General features: G+C 69.0%; 16 protein-coding genes. 5 read left to right on the top strand and 11 right to left on the bottom strand.

All coding sequences use genetic code 11. The annotated features are described in order from the left end of the window. Positions 1 to 6: 6 nt before the first annotated feature. Together ACWEPL_RS41550 and ACWEPL_RS41545 are read right to left on the bottom strand one after the other, a co-directional pair. Complete coding sequence (locus tag ACWEPL_RS41550) at positions 7 to 726, bottom strand: GntR family transcriptional regulator (RefSeq protein ID WP_350729287.1); 720 nt, start codon at positions 724 to 726, stop codon at positions 7 to 9. After that, positions 723 to 980: a hypothetical protein gene (locus tag ACWEPL_RS41545; protein ID WP_355205114.1), complete on the bottom strand. Its 258-nt coding sequence runs from the start codon at positions 978 to 980 to the stop codon at positions 723 to 725. Before ACWEPL_RS41545 ends, ACWEPL_RS41550 begins: the two co-directional genes overlap by 4 nt. A gap of 227 nt (positions 981 to 1,207) precedes the next feature. On the opposite strand from ACWEPL_RS41545, the gene ACWEPL_RS41540 reads away from it, so the two are divergent. Next, a complete protein-coding gene (locus ACWEPL_RS41540) occupies positions 1,208 to 2,677 on the top strand; it encodes a histidine kinase N-terminal domain-containing protein (protein WP_363976630.1) in 1,470 nt (489 codons plus the stop codon). Positions 2,678 to 2,922: 245 nt separating this feature from the next. Here ACWEPL_RS41540 and ACWEPL_RS41535 read toward each other — a convergent pair whose 3' ends face one another. Beyond that, on the bottom strand, positions 2,923 to 3,177 hold the full coding sequence (locus tag ACWEPL_RS41535) for a WhiB family transcriptional regulator (protein ID WP_185068358.1): 255 nt from the start codon (positions 3,175 to 3,177) through the stop codon (positions 2,923 to 2,925). Between the two features lie 270 nt (positions 3,178 to 3,447). Further along, the gene (locus ACWEPL_RS41530; protein WP_350729293.1) at positions 3,448 to 4,404 is read right to left on the bottom strand and encodes a diacylglycerol/lipid kinase family protein; all 957 of its coding nucleotides are present in this window, start codon (positions 4,402 to 4,404) and stop codon (positions 3,448 to 3,450) included. Positions 4,405 to 4,492: 88 nt separating this feature from the next. Here ACWEPL_RS41530 and ACWEPL_RS41525 point away from each other — a divergent pair, with 88 nt between their 5' ends. Next, positions 4,493 to 4,876: a hypothetical protein gene (locus tag ACWEPL_RS41525; protein WP_350729295.1), complete on the top strand. Its 384-nt coding sequence runs from the start codon at positions 4,493 to 4,495 to the stop codon at positions 4,874 to 4,876. Here ACWEPL_RS41525 and ACWEPL_RS41520 read toward each other — a convergent pair. The 3 genes from ACWEPL_RS41520 to sodN form a co-directional block, all read right to left on the bottom strand. Next, on the bottom strand, positions 4,873 to 5,652 hold the full coding sequence (locus ACWEPL_RS41520) for an RNA polymerase sigma factor SigF (protein ID WP_176573444.1): 780 nt from the start codon (positions 5,650 to 5,652) through the stop codon (positions 4,873 to 4,875). The genes ACWEPL_RS41525 and ACWEPL_RS41520 overlap by 4 nt on opposite strands. Before the next feature lie 17 nt (positions 5,653 to 5,669). Then, the gene (locus ACWEPL_RS41515) at positions 5,670 to 6,095 is read right to left on the bottom strand and encodes an ATP-binding protein (protein WP_127936220.1); all 426 of its coding nucleotides are present in this window, start codon (positions 6,093 to 6,095) and stop codon (positions 5,670 to 5,672) included. 127 nt (positions 6,096 to 6,222) lie between these two features. Further along, complete coding sequence (gene sodN / locus ACWEPL_RS41510; RefSeq protein WP_350729297.1) at positions 6,223 to 6,624, bottom strand: superoxide dismutase, Ni; 402 nt, start codon at positions 6,622 to 6,624, stop codon at positions 6,223 to 6,225. Between the two features lie 17 nt (positions 6,625 to 6,641). Here sodN and ACWEPL_RS41505 point away from each other — a divergent pair, with 17 nt between their 5' ends. Next, positions 6,642 to 7,007, top strand: a complete 366-nt coding sequence (locus ACWEPL_RS41505; protein ID WP_363976621.1) for a S24 family peptidase — start codon at positions 6,642 to 6,644, stop codon at positions 7,005 to 7,007. On the opposite strand, the gene ACWEPL_RS41500 is transcribed toward ACWEPL_RS41505, so the two are convergent. The 4 genes from ACWEPL_RS41500 to ACWEPL_RS41485 form a co-directional block, all read right to left on the bottom strand. Beyond that, complete coding sequence (locus tag ACWEPL_RS41500) at positions 7,004 to 7,429, bottom strand: CGNR zinc finger domain-containing protein (RefSeq protein ID WP_355205127.1); 426 nt, start codon at positions 7,427 to 7,429, stop codon at positions 7,004 to 7,006. The two genes, ACWEPL_RS41505 and ACWEPL_RS41500, sit on opposite strands and share 4 nt — an antisense overlap. 214 nt (positions 7,430 to 7,643) lie before the next feature. Then, positions 7,644 to 8,387 carry an amino acid ABC transporter ATP-binding protein gene (locus ACWEPL_RS41495; protein ID WP_363976618.1) on the bottom strand — a complete coding sequence of 248 codons (744 nt, stop codon included), beginning with the start codon at positions 8,385 to 8,387 and terminating at the stop codon, positions 7,644 to 7,646. Further along, positions 8,384 to 9,211, bottom strand: a complete 828-nt coding sequence (locus ACWEPL_RS41490; RefSeq protein ID WP_350729305.1) for an amino acid ABC transporter permease — start codon at positions 9,209 to 9,211, stop codon at positions 8,384 to 8,386. Before ACWEPL_RS41490 ends, ACWEPL_RS41495 begins: the two co-directional genes overlap by 4 nt. A gap of 3 nt (positions 9,212 to 9,214) precedes the next feature. Then, on the bottom strand, positions 9,215 to 10,072 hold the full coding sequence (locus tag ACWEPL_RS41485; RefSeq protein WP_363976615.1) for an ABC transporter substrate-binding protein: 858 nt from the start codon (positions 10,070 to 10,072) through the stop codon (positions 9,215 to 9,217). Positions 10,073 to 10,350: 278 nt separating this feature from the next. Here ACWEPL_RS41485 and ACWEPL_RS41480 point away from each other — a divergent pair, with 278 nt between their 5' ends. Continuing rightward, complete coding sequence (locus ACWEPL_RS41480; RefSeq protein ID WP_355205138.1) at positions 10,351 to 11,547, top strand: NAD(P)-dependent malic enzyme; 1,197 nt, start codon at positions 10,351 to 10,353, stop codon at positions 11,545 to 11,547. A gap of 156 nt (positions 11,548 to 11,703) precedes the next feature. Further along, complete coding sequence (locus tag ACWEPL_RS41475; protein ID WP_350729309.1) at positions 11,704 to 13,062, top strand: hypothetical protein; 1,359 nt, start codon at positions 11,704 to 11,706, stop codon at positions 13,060 to 13,062. Positions 13,063 to 13,129: the final 67 nt, after the last annotated feature.

Genomic DNA, 13,129 nt, shown 5'->3' with positions numbered 1-13,129 from the left:
CGAAGGTCAGGGGCGCCGCAGGCGGGTGACGAACTTGTACCGGTCGCCGCGGTAGAGGGATTGGGCCCACTCGACGGGGTTGCCGTCGGCGTCGAAGGCGTGGCGGGTGAGGAGGAGCATGGGGAGTCCGACGTCGACGCCGAGGGCCTTGGCGTCGTACGGGGTGGCCAGGACGGTCTCGATGATCTCCTCGGCGTCCGTGAGCCGGACGTTGTAGGCGTTGTGCAGCGTCTCGTACAGGGACGCGTGCACCTCGAGCTCCCGCCGCAGCCGGGGGAAGCGGCGCGCGGACAGGTGGGTGGTGTCGATGGAGACGGGCTCGCCGTTGGCCAGCCGGAGGCGGTGGATGCGCAGCACGCGGCCGCCGGGGTTGATGGCCAGGCGCCTGGCCAGGGCCTCGTCGGCGGTGATGTAGCCGATCTCGAGTATTTTGGTGTCCGGCTCCAGGCCCGCCGTGCGCAGGTCGCCGATGTACGAGGTGAGCTGCAGCACCTGCGCCACCTTCGGCTGGGCCACGAAGGTGCCCTTGCCCTGGATCCGCAGCAGCCGGCCCTCCACCACGAGCTCGGTCAGCGCCTGCCTGACCGTGGTGCGGGAGGTCTCGAACCGTACGGCGAGCGTGCGCTCCGGCGGCAGTGCCGCGCCGGCGGGCAGGGTCTTCGTGAGCTCGAGCAGGCTGCGTTTGACGTCGTAGTACTTGGGCACGCGGGGGCTGTCGTCTGTCACGCTCTCACCTTCACTTCTGCCACGGCGGTGAAGGCGTGTCTGATCACCGCGAGATCATCGGAACTCACATCAGCCCGAGCGGTCAACCGCGGGCTGTGGCGGCCGACCGGCACCGGGCGGGCACGGTAGCCGGCGCGCACGGATCCGGGCAGCTCAGGCTGATTGTGAAGGATATCCACAGCGGCGAGCGCGATCGCAACCGAGGCCGGTCCGTGATCCGTGTCAGGGTGGAGCCACCTGCCCGTGTCGATCACCTCCGACTCGTCCCGTCTGCGGTTCGAGCAGCTCTCATGGTGTGACGGTTCTCACAATATGAGATTCCCGATATGTCGAGTTGGGTGCACGATGCCGTATATGCCGTCACTGTGCGAACGAGCGGGTGTGCGGCCGTGCCATGCGGAGTCCTGCCCGCGTATCCGGGCGCGCATTCAGCCAGGGAGCCGGTTTGGTTGTTGCGGGGAAAAGCACGCATGATGCACCTGTGCCGACTCTCAGCGACCTCGTAGCCCGCCACACCGCCCTCGACGAGGCGGATCTCGACTGGCTGCACTCGCTGGTCTCCGACTGGCAGCTGCTGGCCGACCTGTCGTTCGCCGATCTCATCCTGTGGGCGCCGCTGCTGGGGGAGAGCGGCTGGATCGCGATCGCGCAGATGCGACCGACCACCGGCCCCACCGTCTACCACGACGACATCGTCGGCAGCGTCGCCGCCAAGGGAGAGCGCCACCTCATCGACACCGCCTGGAACGAGCGGCGCATCTGCCGCGAGGGCGATCCCGACTGGTCCACGGGCGTCCCCGTGCGCGAGGAGACCATCCCCGTGCGGCGGACCGTCGAGGGAGGCGAGGGCCGGTTCCTGGCGGTGATCCAGCGCTCCACGAACCTCTCCTCCGCGCGCACCCCGTCGCGCCTGGAGCTGACCTACCTCCAGAGCGCCTCCGACCTGGCGCAGATGGTGGCCGAGGGCCGGTTCCCGTTCTCGGGTGAGGAGCCGATCCTGGTGCGCTCGCCGCGCGTCGGCGACGGCCTGCTGCGGCTCGACCGGGCCGGGCGCGTCACGTACGCCTCGCCGAACGCCCTGTCCGCCTACCGGCGGCTCGGCCTGCACGCCGACCTGGTCGGGGCCGAGCTGGGCCGGGTCACCGCGACGCTCTGCTACTCCGACGAGCCGATCAACGAAGATCTCATGATCGTGGCCAGCGGGCGCGCGGCCAAGGAGACCGAGGTCGAGTCGGGCGGCACGATCGTGCAGCTCAGAGCCATTCCGCTGATCGTCGGCGGCGGCCGCATCGGCGCGCTCGTGCTCATCAGGGACGTGACCGAGCTGCGGCGCCGCGAGCGCGAGCTGATGACCAAGGACGCCACGATCCGCGAGATCCACCACCGGGTGAAGAACAACCTGCAGACCGTGGCCGCGCTGCTCCGCCTACAGGCCAGGCGGCTGCAGGTGCCGGAGGGCCGGGAGGCGCTGGAGGAGGCGGTCCGCCGGGTCGGGTCGATCGCGATCGTGCACGAGACGCTGTCCCACGCGCCCGAGGAGTTCGTGGACTTCGACGAGATCGCCGACCGGGTGTTCGCGATGGCGGGGGAGGTATCGGCCGCGGAGGTGGCGGTCACGCCGCGCCGCGTCGGGGGCTTCGGCGTGCTGCCTTCGCTCATCGCCACGCCGCTGGCCATGGCGCTGACCGAGCTGTTGCAGAACGCGATGCAGCACGGGCGGCCCAAGCGACTCGAAGTGGTCGTCGAGCCCGAGCCCGACCGGCTCAACGTCACGGTGTGGGACGACGGCCTCGGGCTTCCGGCCGGCTTCGACCTCGACACTTCCACCAGCCTGGGGCTGCAGATCGTCCGCACGCTGGTCGAAGGGGAGCTTTCCGGCCGGCTGTCCATCGAGCCGCGGCTCGAAGGGGGTACGGAGGTCACGCTGTCGATCCCGCTCCCGGCGGCCTGATCCCGGTTCGTACGCGTCCGTCGGGGTTCGACGGGAGTACGAGGGCTCGGCGCGTCGGGTGCGGGCATGTCGAACGGCGGCGGTGCGTCGGCCGGGGTGACGGCTTGGGCGGTGGCGCGTCCGGCGGGTGGCGCGGCGGCCGGCGGCGACGCATCGGGGCGAGGAGGGTGCGGCGGCGCGCGAGCCGATCGGGGCTCGGGCGACGCGGGGTCAGATGGTGGTGGAGATCAGATGACGGTGGCGGGTCAGGCGGTGAGGCGGGCGCGGTGGCGAGCGGTGCGGCGCTTGAGAGCGCGGCGCTCGTCCTCGCTGAGGCCGCCCCAGACGCCGGCGTCCTGCCCGGACTCCAGCGCCCACTTCAGGCAGGCTTCGACGGCCGAGCAGGAACGGCAGACCTGCTTGGCTTCTTCGATCTGCATGAGTGCCGGGCCGGTGTTGCCGATCGGGAAGAACAGCTCGGGGTCCACGTCACGGCAGGCAGCTCGGTGGCGCCAGTCCATGCGTCCACTCCTTAGTAGATGGAGCCTCTGGTCGGCTCCGTGCGGCTACTACTTTGTGAAGAGTTTCACTAACTCGCGCGAACAAGACCCGGACCTGTGAGGACCGGGATCGCTCGCTGACGCTCGGAGAACCTTGGGGTTGTTAAAGGTCCTACGTTCCGACGTCAGTCTTGAGACTGTCAGCCACGCTGAGTGCACGCAAGAGGGTTGACGGGAAGTTTTGGGTGTTATGGCTGTCGGATGCGTCACACAATGACCGAATGTAACCACCTAGACCAAAACTTGTAACGCGTTCGGTGTAGACCGGAATGTTACGGTTTCGTATTCGCCCAGGTAGTCCCCGTCCAGCTGGAAGGCCACGGGGCGTTCCGCGGTGAGCGTGAACTCGGCCTCGTCGTGCAGCTGTACGAGGTGCCGGCCGCCCGGAAGGGCGTCACTCTCCGTGAGAATCTGTCGGATCACTGACGCCATGGACATCGGTCCCATCCGGCGCAGCCCGAGAAGGTCGAGCCCGGTCTCGAAGCTCGCCCACGGGGTCGGGTGCACGGGCCTGGTGCCGACGTACGTCCATGGAGAGGTGTTGGAGATGATCGCCATGAACAGCCCGCGGGCCGTCGGGATCCCCGGACCGGTCAGGGTCATCGCTGGATGCCGTTTGTCCGTGGCCAGATAGTGCCGTAGGGCGGTGTTCACGTACCGTGTAGGCGTGGCTTTGCGGCCCGTTCCCCTGAGGCCTTCCACGGCCCGTACAACCTCTGCGTCGTACCCCATGCCCGAGCAGAAGGTGAAGTAGCGGCTCTGGCCTTCCCATAGGGCCTGCCCCAAACCCACGGTCCTGCGGCGGCCGTCCCTGAGCGCCTCCAGCACCGCCCCCGTGGACTCCACCGGGTCGTTCGGCAGCCCCAGCGCGCGGGCGAACACGTTCGCGCTGCCCCCGGGGATGACGACGAGCGCGGGCCGGCCCTCGCTGCCGGGCGGGACGTCGCCGCCGTTCACCGGGTTGAGCAGGCCGTTCACGGTCTCGTTGATCGTACCGTCGCCGCCGAGCACCGCCACGACGTCGTATCCCTTGGCCCGCGCGGTGGCGGCCAGCGCCGCGGCGTGCCCGCGGTAGCGGGTCTCCTCCACCGCCAGCTCCACGGCCGCGCCGAGCGCGCGGATCAGCACGTCACGCGTACGGGCGTTCGTGGTGGTGGCCTTGGGATTCACCAAGAGCATGGCGCGCATATCGCCAGCGTATCCGCTGGACTTGTGGGCGTTATCGGCCGAACGTCCTATTTCTCGGACCGGGTGACCCGAGGGGTAGGGTACGGGCGTGAATCGTCGTCCGGTCACCCTCGTCATCGCCGCCGCCATCGTCGCCCTGGAAGGCCTGGTGGCGCTCGGCCTCGGCATCTACGTGGCCGTGGAGACCCTGGTCAGCACCCCGGACAACCTGACCACCGCCATCGCCGAGTCGGCCTTCGGCGTGCTGGTCGGAGCGGGGCTGCTCTGGGTGGCATGGGGCGGGCTGTTCAGGATGGAGCGGTGGGGGCGGTCGCCCGGCGTCCTGACGCAGATCTTCATGGTGCCGATCTCCGTCACGCTCATCCAGTCAGGCCAGCCCCAGCTCGGGATCCCGCTGATCGTGATCGCGGTGGCGGGGTTGGCGACGCTGCTGGCGCCGCCCACCACGCACGCCCTCTACGGAGACGGCTAGTCTTCGGCGGTCAGACCCTCGCGCAGCTGCGCGAGGGTGCGGGCCAGCAGGCGCGAGACGTGCATCTGCGAGATGCCCAGCTCGGTGGCGATCTGCGACTGCGTCATATTGCCGAAGAAGCGCAACAACAGGATGCGCTTCTCCCGCGGCGGCAGCCGTTCGAGCAGCGGTTTCAGCGACTCGCGGTATTCGACGCCCTCGAGCGACTCGTCCACGATGCCGAGCGAGTCGGACACCGCGGGGGCGTCGTCGTCGCCGGAGTCGGGCGCGTCGAGCGACACGGTCGAGTAGGCGTTGGCCGACTCGAGGCCCTCGAGCACCTCCTCCTCGGTCATCTTGAGGTAGGAGGCCAGCTCGGCGACCGTCGGCGCGCGGCCCTCGCGCTGCGAGAGATCGCTTATCGCCTTGGTCAGCGAGAGCTTCAGCTCCTGCAGCCGGCGCGGGACGCGGACCGCCCAGCCCTTGTCGCGGAAATGGCGCTTGATCTCGCCGACGATCGTGGGCGTGGCGTACGTGGAGAACTCCACGCCGCGGTTGAGGTCGAACCGGTCGATGGACTTGATCAGGCCGATGGTGGCGACCTGGGTCAGGTCGTCGAGCCACTCGCCCCTGTTCCGAAAGCGGCGGGCCAGGTATTCGACCAGGGGAAGGTGAAGCTCGACCAGCTCGTCTCTGATGCGCTGGCGGCGCGGCTCCTCGGGGCCCAGCTCGGCCAGCTCGGCGAAGAGCATGCGGGCACGCACCCGGTCGGGCACGGCGTGTTCGCTGGTGGCCATGGCTCCAGTCCTTTCCGTCACGCCGGCCTCGCTGCGCCTCGGCGCTTACGCAGGACGATAGCCATGCGATCTGGGGAGTCGGTCACCGCGTCGACGTCGTCGGCCAAGGCGGTCAGCACCATCCAGGCGAAGTCATCGCGTTTGGGCGCGGAGCTTCCGACCGTGGCCACTTCGACCCTGACCTGCATCTCATGCCCGGTCAGCTCGAACTCGGCGGTGAGGTCGGTGCCGGGCACCGCCTCGCTCAGCAGCATGGCGCACGCCTCGTCGACCGCGATCCGTAGATCCTCGATCTCGTCGAGCGTGAAGTCCAGCCGCGCCGCCAGCCCGGCGGTAGCCGTACGCAGCACAGACAGGTAGGCACTGGCGGCGGGGAGCCTGATGCTCACCACGTCGCGAATGCCGGCCACGCCCTCCGCGCGCGTCTCGGTTTCCTCGGTCACGTTCCTCCTCGCGTTTCCGACGCCAACTGCAACTTACCGCCCCTGGGAGGTGCTTGGACGATTCAGACTCGCCATCAACGGAAAAGGCTCTGTACGGCTGCTGCCGTACAGAGCCTTATGTGCCGTTTTAGGCGGCCTTGGTCTCCCAGAAGATCTTGGAGATCTCGTCGATCTTGCCCAGCAGGTCCTCGGCCTTGGCGACGTCGACCGTGCCCTTGGCGCCGGCGGCGCCCGCGAGCTTGGTGGCGTCCCAGAAGAGCTGGTGAAGCTGAGGGTACTGCTCCAGGTGCGGCGGCTTGAAGTAGTCGGTCCAGAGCACCCACAGGTGGTGCTTGACCAGCTCGGCCCGCTCCTCCTTGATGGACAGCGCGCGGGCGCGGAAGACCGCGTCCTCGTTGGCCGCGTACTTTTCCATGATCGCCTTGACCGACTCGGCCTCGATGCGGGCCTGAGCGGGGTCGTAGACCCCGCAGGGCAGGTCGCAGTGTGCGGAAGCGACATGCTTGGGTCGTAGCAGTCGTGCGAGCATCAGAAAGTCCTTCCTTGATGCTGAATCAGCTTGGTCCACAACCGACCTTACTCGGGTCCCAACGCCTGCGGAGTAGGGGGTCACAGCCCATGAGAGTGCGTGTCGAGGGCGATTCGATGCGCCCCGCGCTGGTTCCCGGCGACTGGCTCCTCGTACGCAGGGGCGCCACCGTCCACCCGGGAGATCTCGTGGTGGCGAGACTTCCCGGTGATCCCGAGCAGCTCATCGTGAAACGGGCGCAGTGGCACGGACAGGACGGATGGTGGCTGGAGAGCGACAACCAGCGGGCCAGCGGGCGGCGTGACAGCTGGGACTTCGGGCCGGTCCACGACATCGTCGGACGGGTCGTGCTGCGTTACTGGCCCCTCCTGCGGCGGCGTTAGGAGCCGTTGCGCCGGCGGGCGCGGAAGGCGGCGACGTTCGCGCGGCTGGCGCAGCGGGAGGAGCAGTAGCGGCGCGAACGGTTGGACGAGGTGTCGAGGAACGCCTTGCCGCAACGCGGCTCCTGGCACCGGCCGAGCCGGTCCGCGCCCAGCTCCGCCACGACCGCGGCCAGGCCCATCACGGCGCAGGCGGCGGAGTCCTCGGCCAGGTGGAGGTGCCAGCCCCCGCCGTCGTGGTCGGTGAGCTGGGGGCGTACGGGATAGCGCACGAGCAGGGCGTTGAGCCGCGCGGCCACGGCCCGTTCGTCGTCGGCCTCGTCGAAGGCGGCGGCCAGCTCGTCGCGCAGCGGCCTCAGCTCCGGCGGCGGGTCGGGATCGTTGACCAGCCGGACGGCCCACTCGGCGTAAGAGGTGAGGTCCATGCGGGTGTATTACATCACGGGCCACGCCGATCGGGGCCGGGTCTTCCGGCGGGGAGTGCGGTCAGGCGCGGCTGAGAAGGCGTTTCAGGGGCCGTGCGTGCCGCCGGGTAAAGAGGGCCCTGGGGCAGCGCTTCGAGGCGTACATGGGGCGCTGAGTCCGGTGGGCGGGGCGCTCCGTACGGTGGTACGGAGCTCCCCGCCGTGCCTGCCGGGCTTACTCCTCGGGGTGCAGGACCCGGTGGAGGAAGGCGCGCGTGCGTTCCTGCTGCGGGTCGCCGATCACCTGCGCCGGCTCGCCGTCCTCGACGATCACGCCGCCGTCCATGAACACCACCCGGTCGGCCACCTGCCGCGCGAACCCCATCTCATGGGTGACCACCAGCATGGTCATGCCCTCCTCCGCCAGCTTCCGCATGACGGTGAGCACGTCTCCCACCAGCTCGGGGTCGAGCGCCGAGGTGGGCTCGTCGAACAGCATCAGGTCCGGGTTCATGGCCAGCGCCCGGGCGATCGCCACCCGCTGCTGCTGGCCGCCCGAGAGCTGCGCCGGGTAGGCGTCGCACTTGGCGCCGACGCCGACCTTGTCCAGGTTCTCCCTGGCGACGACCTCGGCTTCCTTCTTGCCCCGCTTCAGCACCCGCTGCTGGGCGATCATCACGTTCTGCAGCGCGGTCATGTGCGGGAACAGGTTGAACTGCTGGAAGACCATGCCGATGCGGCGGCGTACGGCGTCGATGTCCACATCGGGGTCGGTGAGCTCGACGCCCTCCACGAACACCTTGCCCTTGGTGGGCACCTCCAGCAGGTTCACGCAGCGCAGCAGGGTGGACTTGCCGGAGCCAGACGGCCCGATGACGCAGACGACCTGGCCGGGGTCGACGGTCATGTGGATACCCTTGAGCACCTCGTTCCTGCCGAAGTGCTTGTGCAGGTCCGCGATCTCGATCGCGTGCGTCATCGGTTCCTCCCCTTACGTCCCTCCAGCCGGGTCGCCAGATATCCCAGCGGGATCGTGACGATCAGGTACGTCAGACCGGAGACCATGATGGGCGTGGCGTTGGAGTGCTGGGAGGCCAGGTCGTTGCCGAACTTGGCGAGCTCGACATACTCGCTGGACACGCCGAGGAACAGCACCAGCGAGGAGTCCTTGAGCAGGGCCACGAACTGGTTGGTGGTCGGCGGGATGACCATGCGGAGGGCCTGCGGGATCACCACGGTGAACTGGGCGCGGGTGGCGGACATGCCCAGCGATCTGGCGGCCTCGACCTGCCCCTTGGGCACGGCCTGCAGCCCCGCGCGGAACACCTCCGCCTGGTAGGCCGCGCCGATCGCCCCGAGCCCGAGGGCGACCTGGCCGTATGTGCCGAAAGGCACCTGGAAGCCCGGCAGCGCCAGTGGCAAGAAGGTGATCATGATGAAGATCAGCAGCGCGGGCAGGCCACGGAAGATCTCGATGTAGACGATCGCGATCCACCGGTAGGGCCGGACCGGTGACAGCCGCATGAGCGCGAGCAGCAGTCCCACGAGGAAGGCGAGGACGAATCCGGTGACCGTGTAGATGACCGTGTTCCGCAGCGCGATGGTGAACAGTTCCGGCAGCGTCTCCTTCGCCACGTCGGGCTTGGCGAAGTTCTGGGCGAGGCTGCCCCAGTCCGCGTAAAGGACGAGGAGGAGGAGCACGACGACCAGGACGGCGTACTGGATGCCGCGGCTGATCTGCTGCTTCTTCCGAGGGCTGAGCCCGGCGCGTGCGGGCTCAGCCGTCTTCGGCTGGTCGGCCATGGATCAGCCCAGCTCGCCGGGCTTCTTGCCGAACCACTTCACGTAGATCTTCTCGTAGGTGCCGTCTTGCTTGGCCTTGGCGATCTCTTCATTGATCGTCTTGAGCAGCACCGGGTCGGCGTTCTTCTTCAGGCCGAGGCCGTACTGCTCGCCGGTGTCCAGGCTGCCGATCAGCTCGAACTTCGCGGCGACCTCCGGCTTCTTCAGCCAGGTGAGGACCACGGGGAGGTCCTGGACGATCACGTCGGCCTGACCGGCCTGCAGGGCCAGCAGCTCCTTGGCGGAGTCGGCGTACTCGGTCGGGTCGAAACCCTGCTTCTTGACGTAGTCGAGGCCCGTGGTGCTGGCCTGGGCGCCCAGCTTGAGGTTCTTGGCCTTGACGTCGGCCAGCGACGTCGCCCCGGTGCCCTTCTTGGCGAGCAGCGCCTGGGTGGCGTCGAAGTACGGGTCGGAGAAGTCGATGTTCGCCTTGCGCTCCGGCGTGATCGTCATGCCGGCGGCGGCCAGGTCGCACTTCTTGGCCGCCATGGCGGCGCCGCTCTTGATCACCGCGAAGTCGATGTCCACGATCTCCTGGGTCACGCCCAGCTTCTTCGCGACAAGGTCGACGATGTCGACGTCGAAACCGACGATCTTGCCGCTCGCGTCCTTGAACTGGAACGGCTCGTACGGGATGTTCGTACAGACTGTGAGCTTGCCAGGCTGCACCAGCTGAACACCGCCGGCTGCGGAGGCGCTCGCGCCGGTCGTGGCGGAGCTCGAGCTGTTGCCACCGCTCCCGCACGCGGTCAGCGCCAGTGCGGCGGTCAACGCGAGCACGCCGGCGGCATAGCCACGGCGGCCCTTGGGGCTGAGGGCCATGTACGGCCTCCTCGATGTGAAAAGCCAGGAAACTTGCGTTTTGTGCAGTTTAAATGGGGTTTTGCACCGGTCAGCCATCAGACATTTAACGATGCGTCAACGGAACGGCGTCGGCACTGACACCGAGTCCATCTCACCATGTGGCACGATAGGGAGACGGGTGACCCCCGTACCCCTCTGAGACGACCGACGAGGGGATCCTGGCAGCTACCGAGGCCAGCCCGCTCGCGCTCGCCCGCCGAAGGTTTCTTCCGCTCCCGATGACTACAGGGGTCGCTGTGGCTGTCACGCCCGCTTCTGCTTCCGTTCCCGTCGAGCAACTCGATCTCGATCCGGCCTTCGCGCTGCACCGCGGAGGCAAGCTCGAGGTCCGCTCCACCGTTCCCGTCCGCGACGCGGACGATCTCTCCCTCGCCTACACGCCCGGCGTCGCCCGGGTCTGCACCGCCATCGCCGAGACGCCCGCGCTGGTCAACGACTACACCTGGGTCTCCAACGTGGTGGCCGTCGTCTCCGACGGCACCGCCGTGCTCGGCCTGGGCGACATCGGCCCCTCGGCCGCCATGCCGGTCATGGAGGGCAAGGCGCTGCTGTTCAAGCAGTTCGCGAACGTCGACGCCGTCCCCATCTGCCTCGACTGCACCGACGTCGACGCGCTCGTCGAGACCGTCGTGCGCCTCGCGCCGTCGTTCGGCGGCATCAACCTCGAGGACATCAGCGCCCCGCGCTGCTTCGAGGTCGAGGACCGGCTCCGGGAGCTGCTCGACATCCCCGTCTTCCACGACGACCAGCACGGCACCGCCATCGTGGTGCTCGCCGCGCTCCAGAACGCCGCCCGCCTGACCGGGCGCTCGCTCGGCGACCTGCGCGCCGTCGTGGCCGGGGCGGGCGCGTCCGGCGTCGCGGTCTCCCGCATCCTCCTGGAGGCGGGCATCGGCGACATCGCGGTCGCCGACTCCAAGGGCATGATCTACGCGGGCCGCGAGGGGCTCAACCCCGTCAAGGAGGCCCTCGCGCGCGACACCAACCGCGCCGGCCACACCGGCTCGACGGAGGACGCGCTGGCGGGCGCCGACGTGTTCGTCGGGCTGTCCGGGTCGACCGTGTCCGAGGCGGCCATCGCCTCCATGGCGCCCGACGCCATCGTCTTCGCCCTGTCCAACCCCACCCCCGAGGTCCACCCCGAGGTGGCCGCCCGGCACGCCAAGGTCGTGGCCACCGGCCGCTCCGACTTCCCCAACCAGATCAACAACGTGCTGGCCTTCCCCGGCGTCTTCAGGGGCGCCCTCGACGTGCGCGCGTCCGCCATCACCGAGAACATGAAGGTGGCCGCCGCCAACGCGCTGGCCGGCGTCGTCGGCGACGACCTCTCGGCGACGTACGTCATCCCGAGCCCGTTCGACGAGCGCGTCGCGCCCGCCGTGACCGCCGCGGTCGCGGCCCAGGCCCGCGCGGACGGCGTCGCCCGCGTCTGACCTCCTCGTACGGGGGCCTCCTTGGATCAGGGAGGCCCCCGTTTCGTCGTGGAGTTGGTGGTCTCTTTAAGAACCGCCCTGAAACCTTTACTCAAGGTGCTATAACAGTAGCTCTCTGTAAGGTGTGGGCGCCCAACTCCTGTGACGAGGAGAGCGATGGAACGCGAGCCGAACCGACTGCTTCAGCAGCTCATCGCGGAAGCGGGCTTCTCCCACAAAGGACTGGCCAGGTGCCTGAACGATTGGGGAGCCGCCCGTGGCACTCCGGGCCTCAAATACGACCACAGCTCCGTGTTGCGCTGGATCGGTGGTCAGAGGCCACGTGACCCGGTGCCCTACCTGCTCGCGGAGATCTTCGCGATGCGGCTGGGCCGACCGGTTACCTCGGAGGACCTGGGCATGCCGGCGATCCTCACACCCCTCGATCTCGGTCAGGAGTTCACGCACACGTGGCAGGAGGGGGTCGCGACCGTGACTGCGCTATGGCGGGCCGACGTGGAGAGGCGGAGGTTCCTGATCGACTCGACCTTCGCGATAGGAGCGGGCTCCGTGGGAGCCATCCGCTGGCTGACGTCCCCACCCGGGGGACAGCTGAGCGGCACGGGCGGGCGTCGGGTGGGCCGCGCCGACATCGCCGCCATCCATGAGGTCACCCGATCGTTCGGTGAGCTCGACAACCGTTTCGGCAGCGGCCGGGTCCGCTCGTCCGTGGTCAAATATCTGGACACCGCCGTCTCGCCACTGCTCAAGGACGGCCTGTACGGCGAATCCACCGGCCGCCGCCTGGCCGCCGCGGCCGCCGAGCTGACCCGCCTGGCCGGCTGGATGGCGTACGACATGGAGCAGCACGGTCTCGCCCAGCGCTACCTCATCCAGGCGCTCCGCCTGGCCAGGAGCGCCGACGACCACACCCTGGGCGGCGAGATCCTGGCCGGCATGGCCCACCAGGCCATCTACATGGGCCAGCCCTCCCACGCCCTCGACCTGGCCCGCTCCGCCCAGATGGCGGCCCGCCGCGCCGGTGTGCACACGCTCCTCGCCTCCGCTCACGTCCTGGAGGCCCACGCCCACGCCGGCCTGGGCGACGCCCGCTCCTGCGGGGTCTCCCTGCACGAGGCGGAGTCCGCCTTCGACGCCCGTAAGCCCGACGACGAGCCGGTCTGGCTCAGCTACTTCGACGAGGCCTACCTGTCGGCGAAGTTCGCCCACTGCTTCCGTGACCTGGGGGAGGGGGAGCGGGCCGTGCGACAGGCCCGGCGCTCGCTCGACATGGACTCCCGCTACGTCCGCGGACGGATGTTCAACCTGTCGCTGCTGGCCGCCGGGCTGCTGCAGTGCGGGGAGCTGGAGGAGGCGTGCTCGGTCGCGGGCACCGCTTTCGCGCTGGCGGGGGAGCTGCAGTCGACCCGGTCGCGGTCGTACGCGGCCGACCTGCGGCGGCGGTTGGAGCCGTACAAGAACGAGCGGGCCGTGCTGGCGCTGCGCGAACGGACGCGGGAGCTCACGCCGGTATGACGCCGGTATGACGCGAAAACGGCCCGGGTGCTTGTCACCCGGGCCGTTCTTCGTGTTGCCGTCTACG

It is taken from the genome of Nonomuraea sp. NPDC004186 (genome assembly GCF_053603495.1).
The sequence above is the reverse complement of the archived record's forward strand: the minus strand, read 5'-3'. Positions and strand labels throughout refer to the sequence as shown.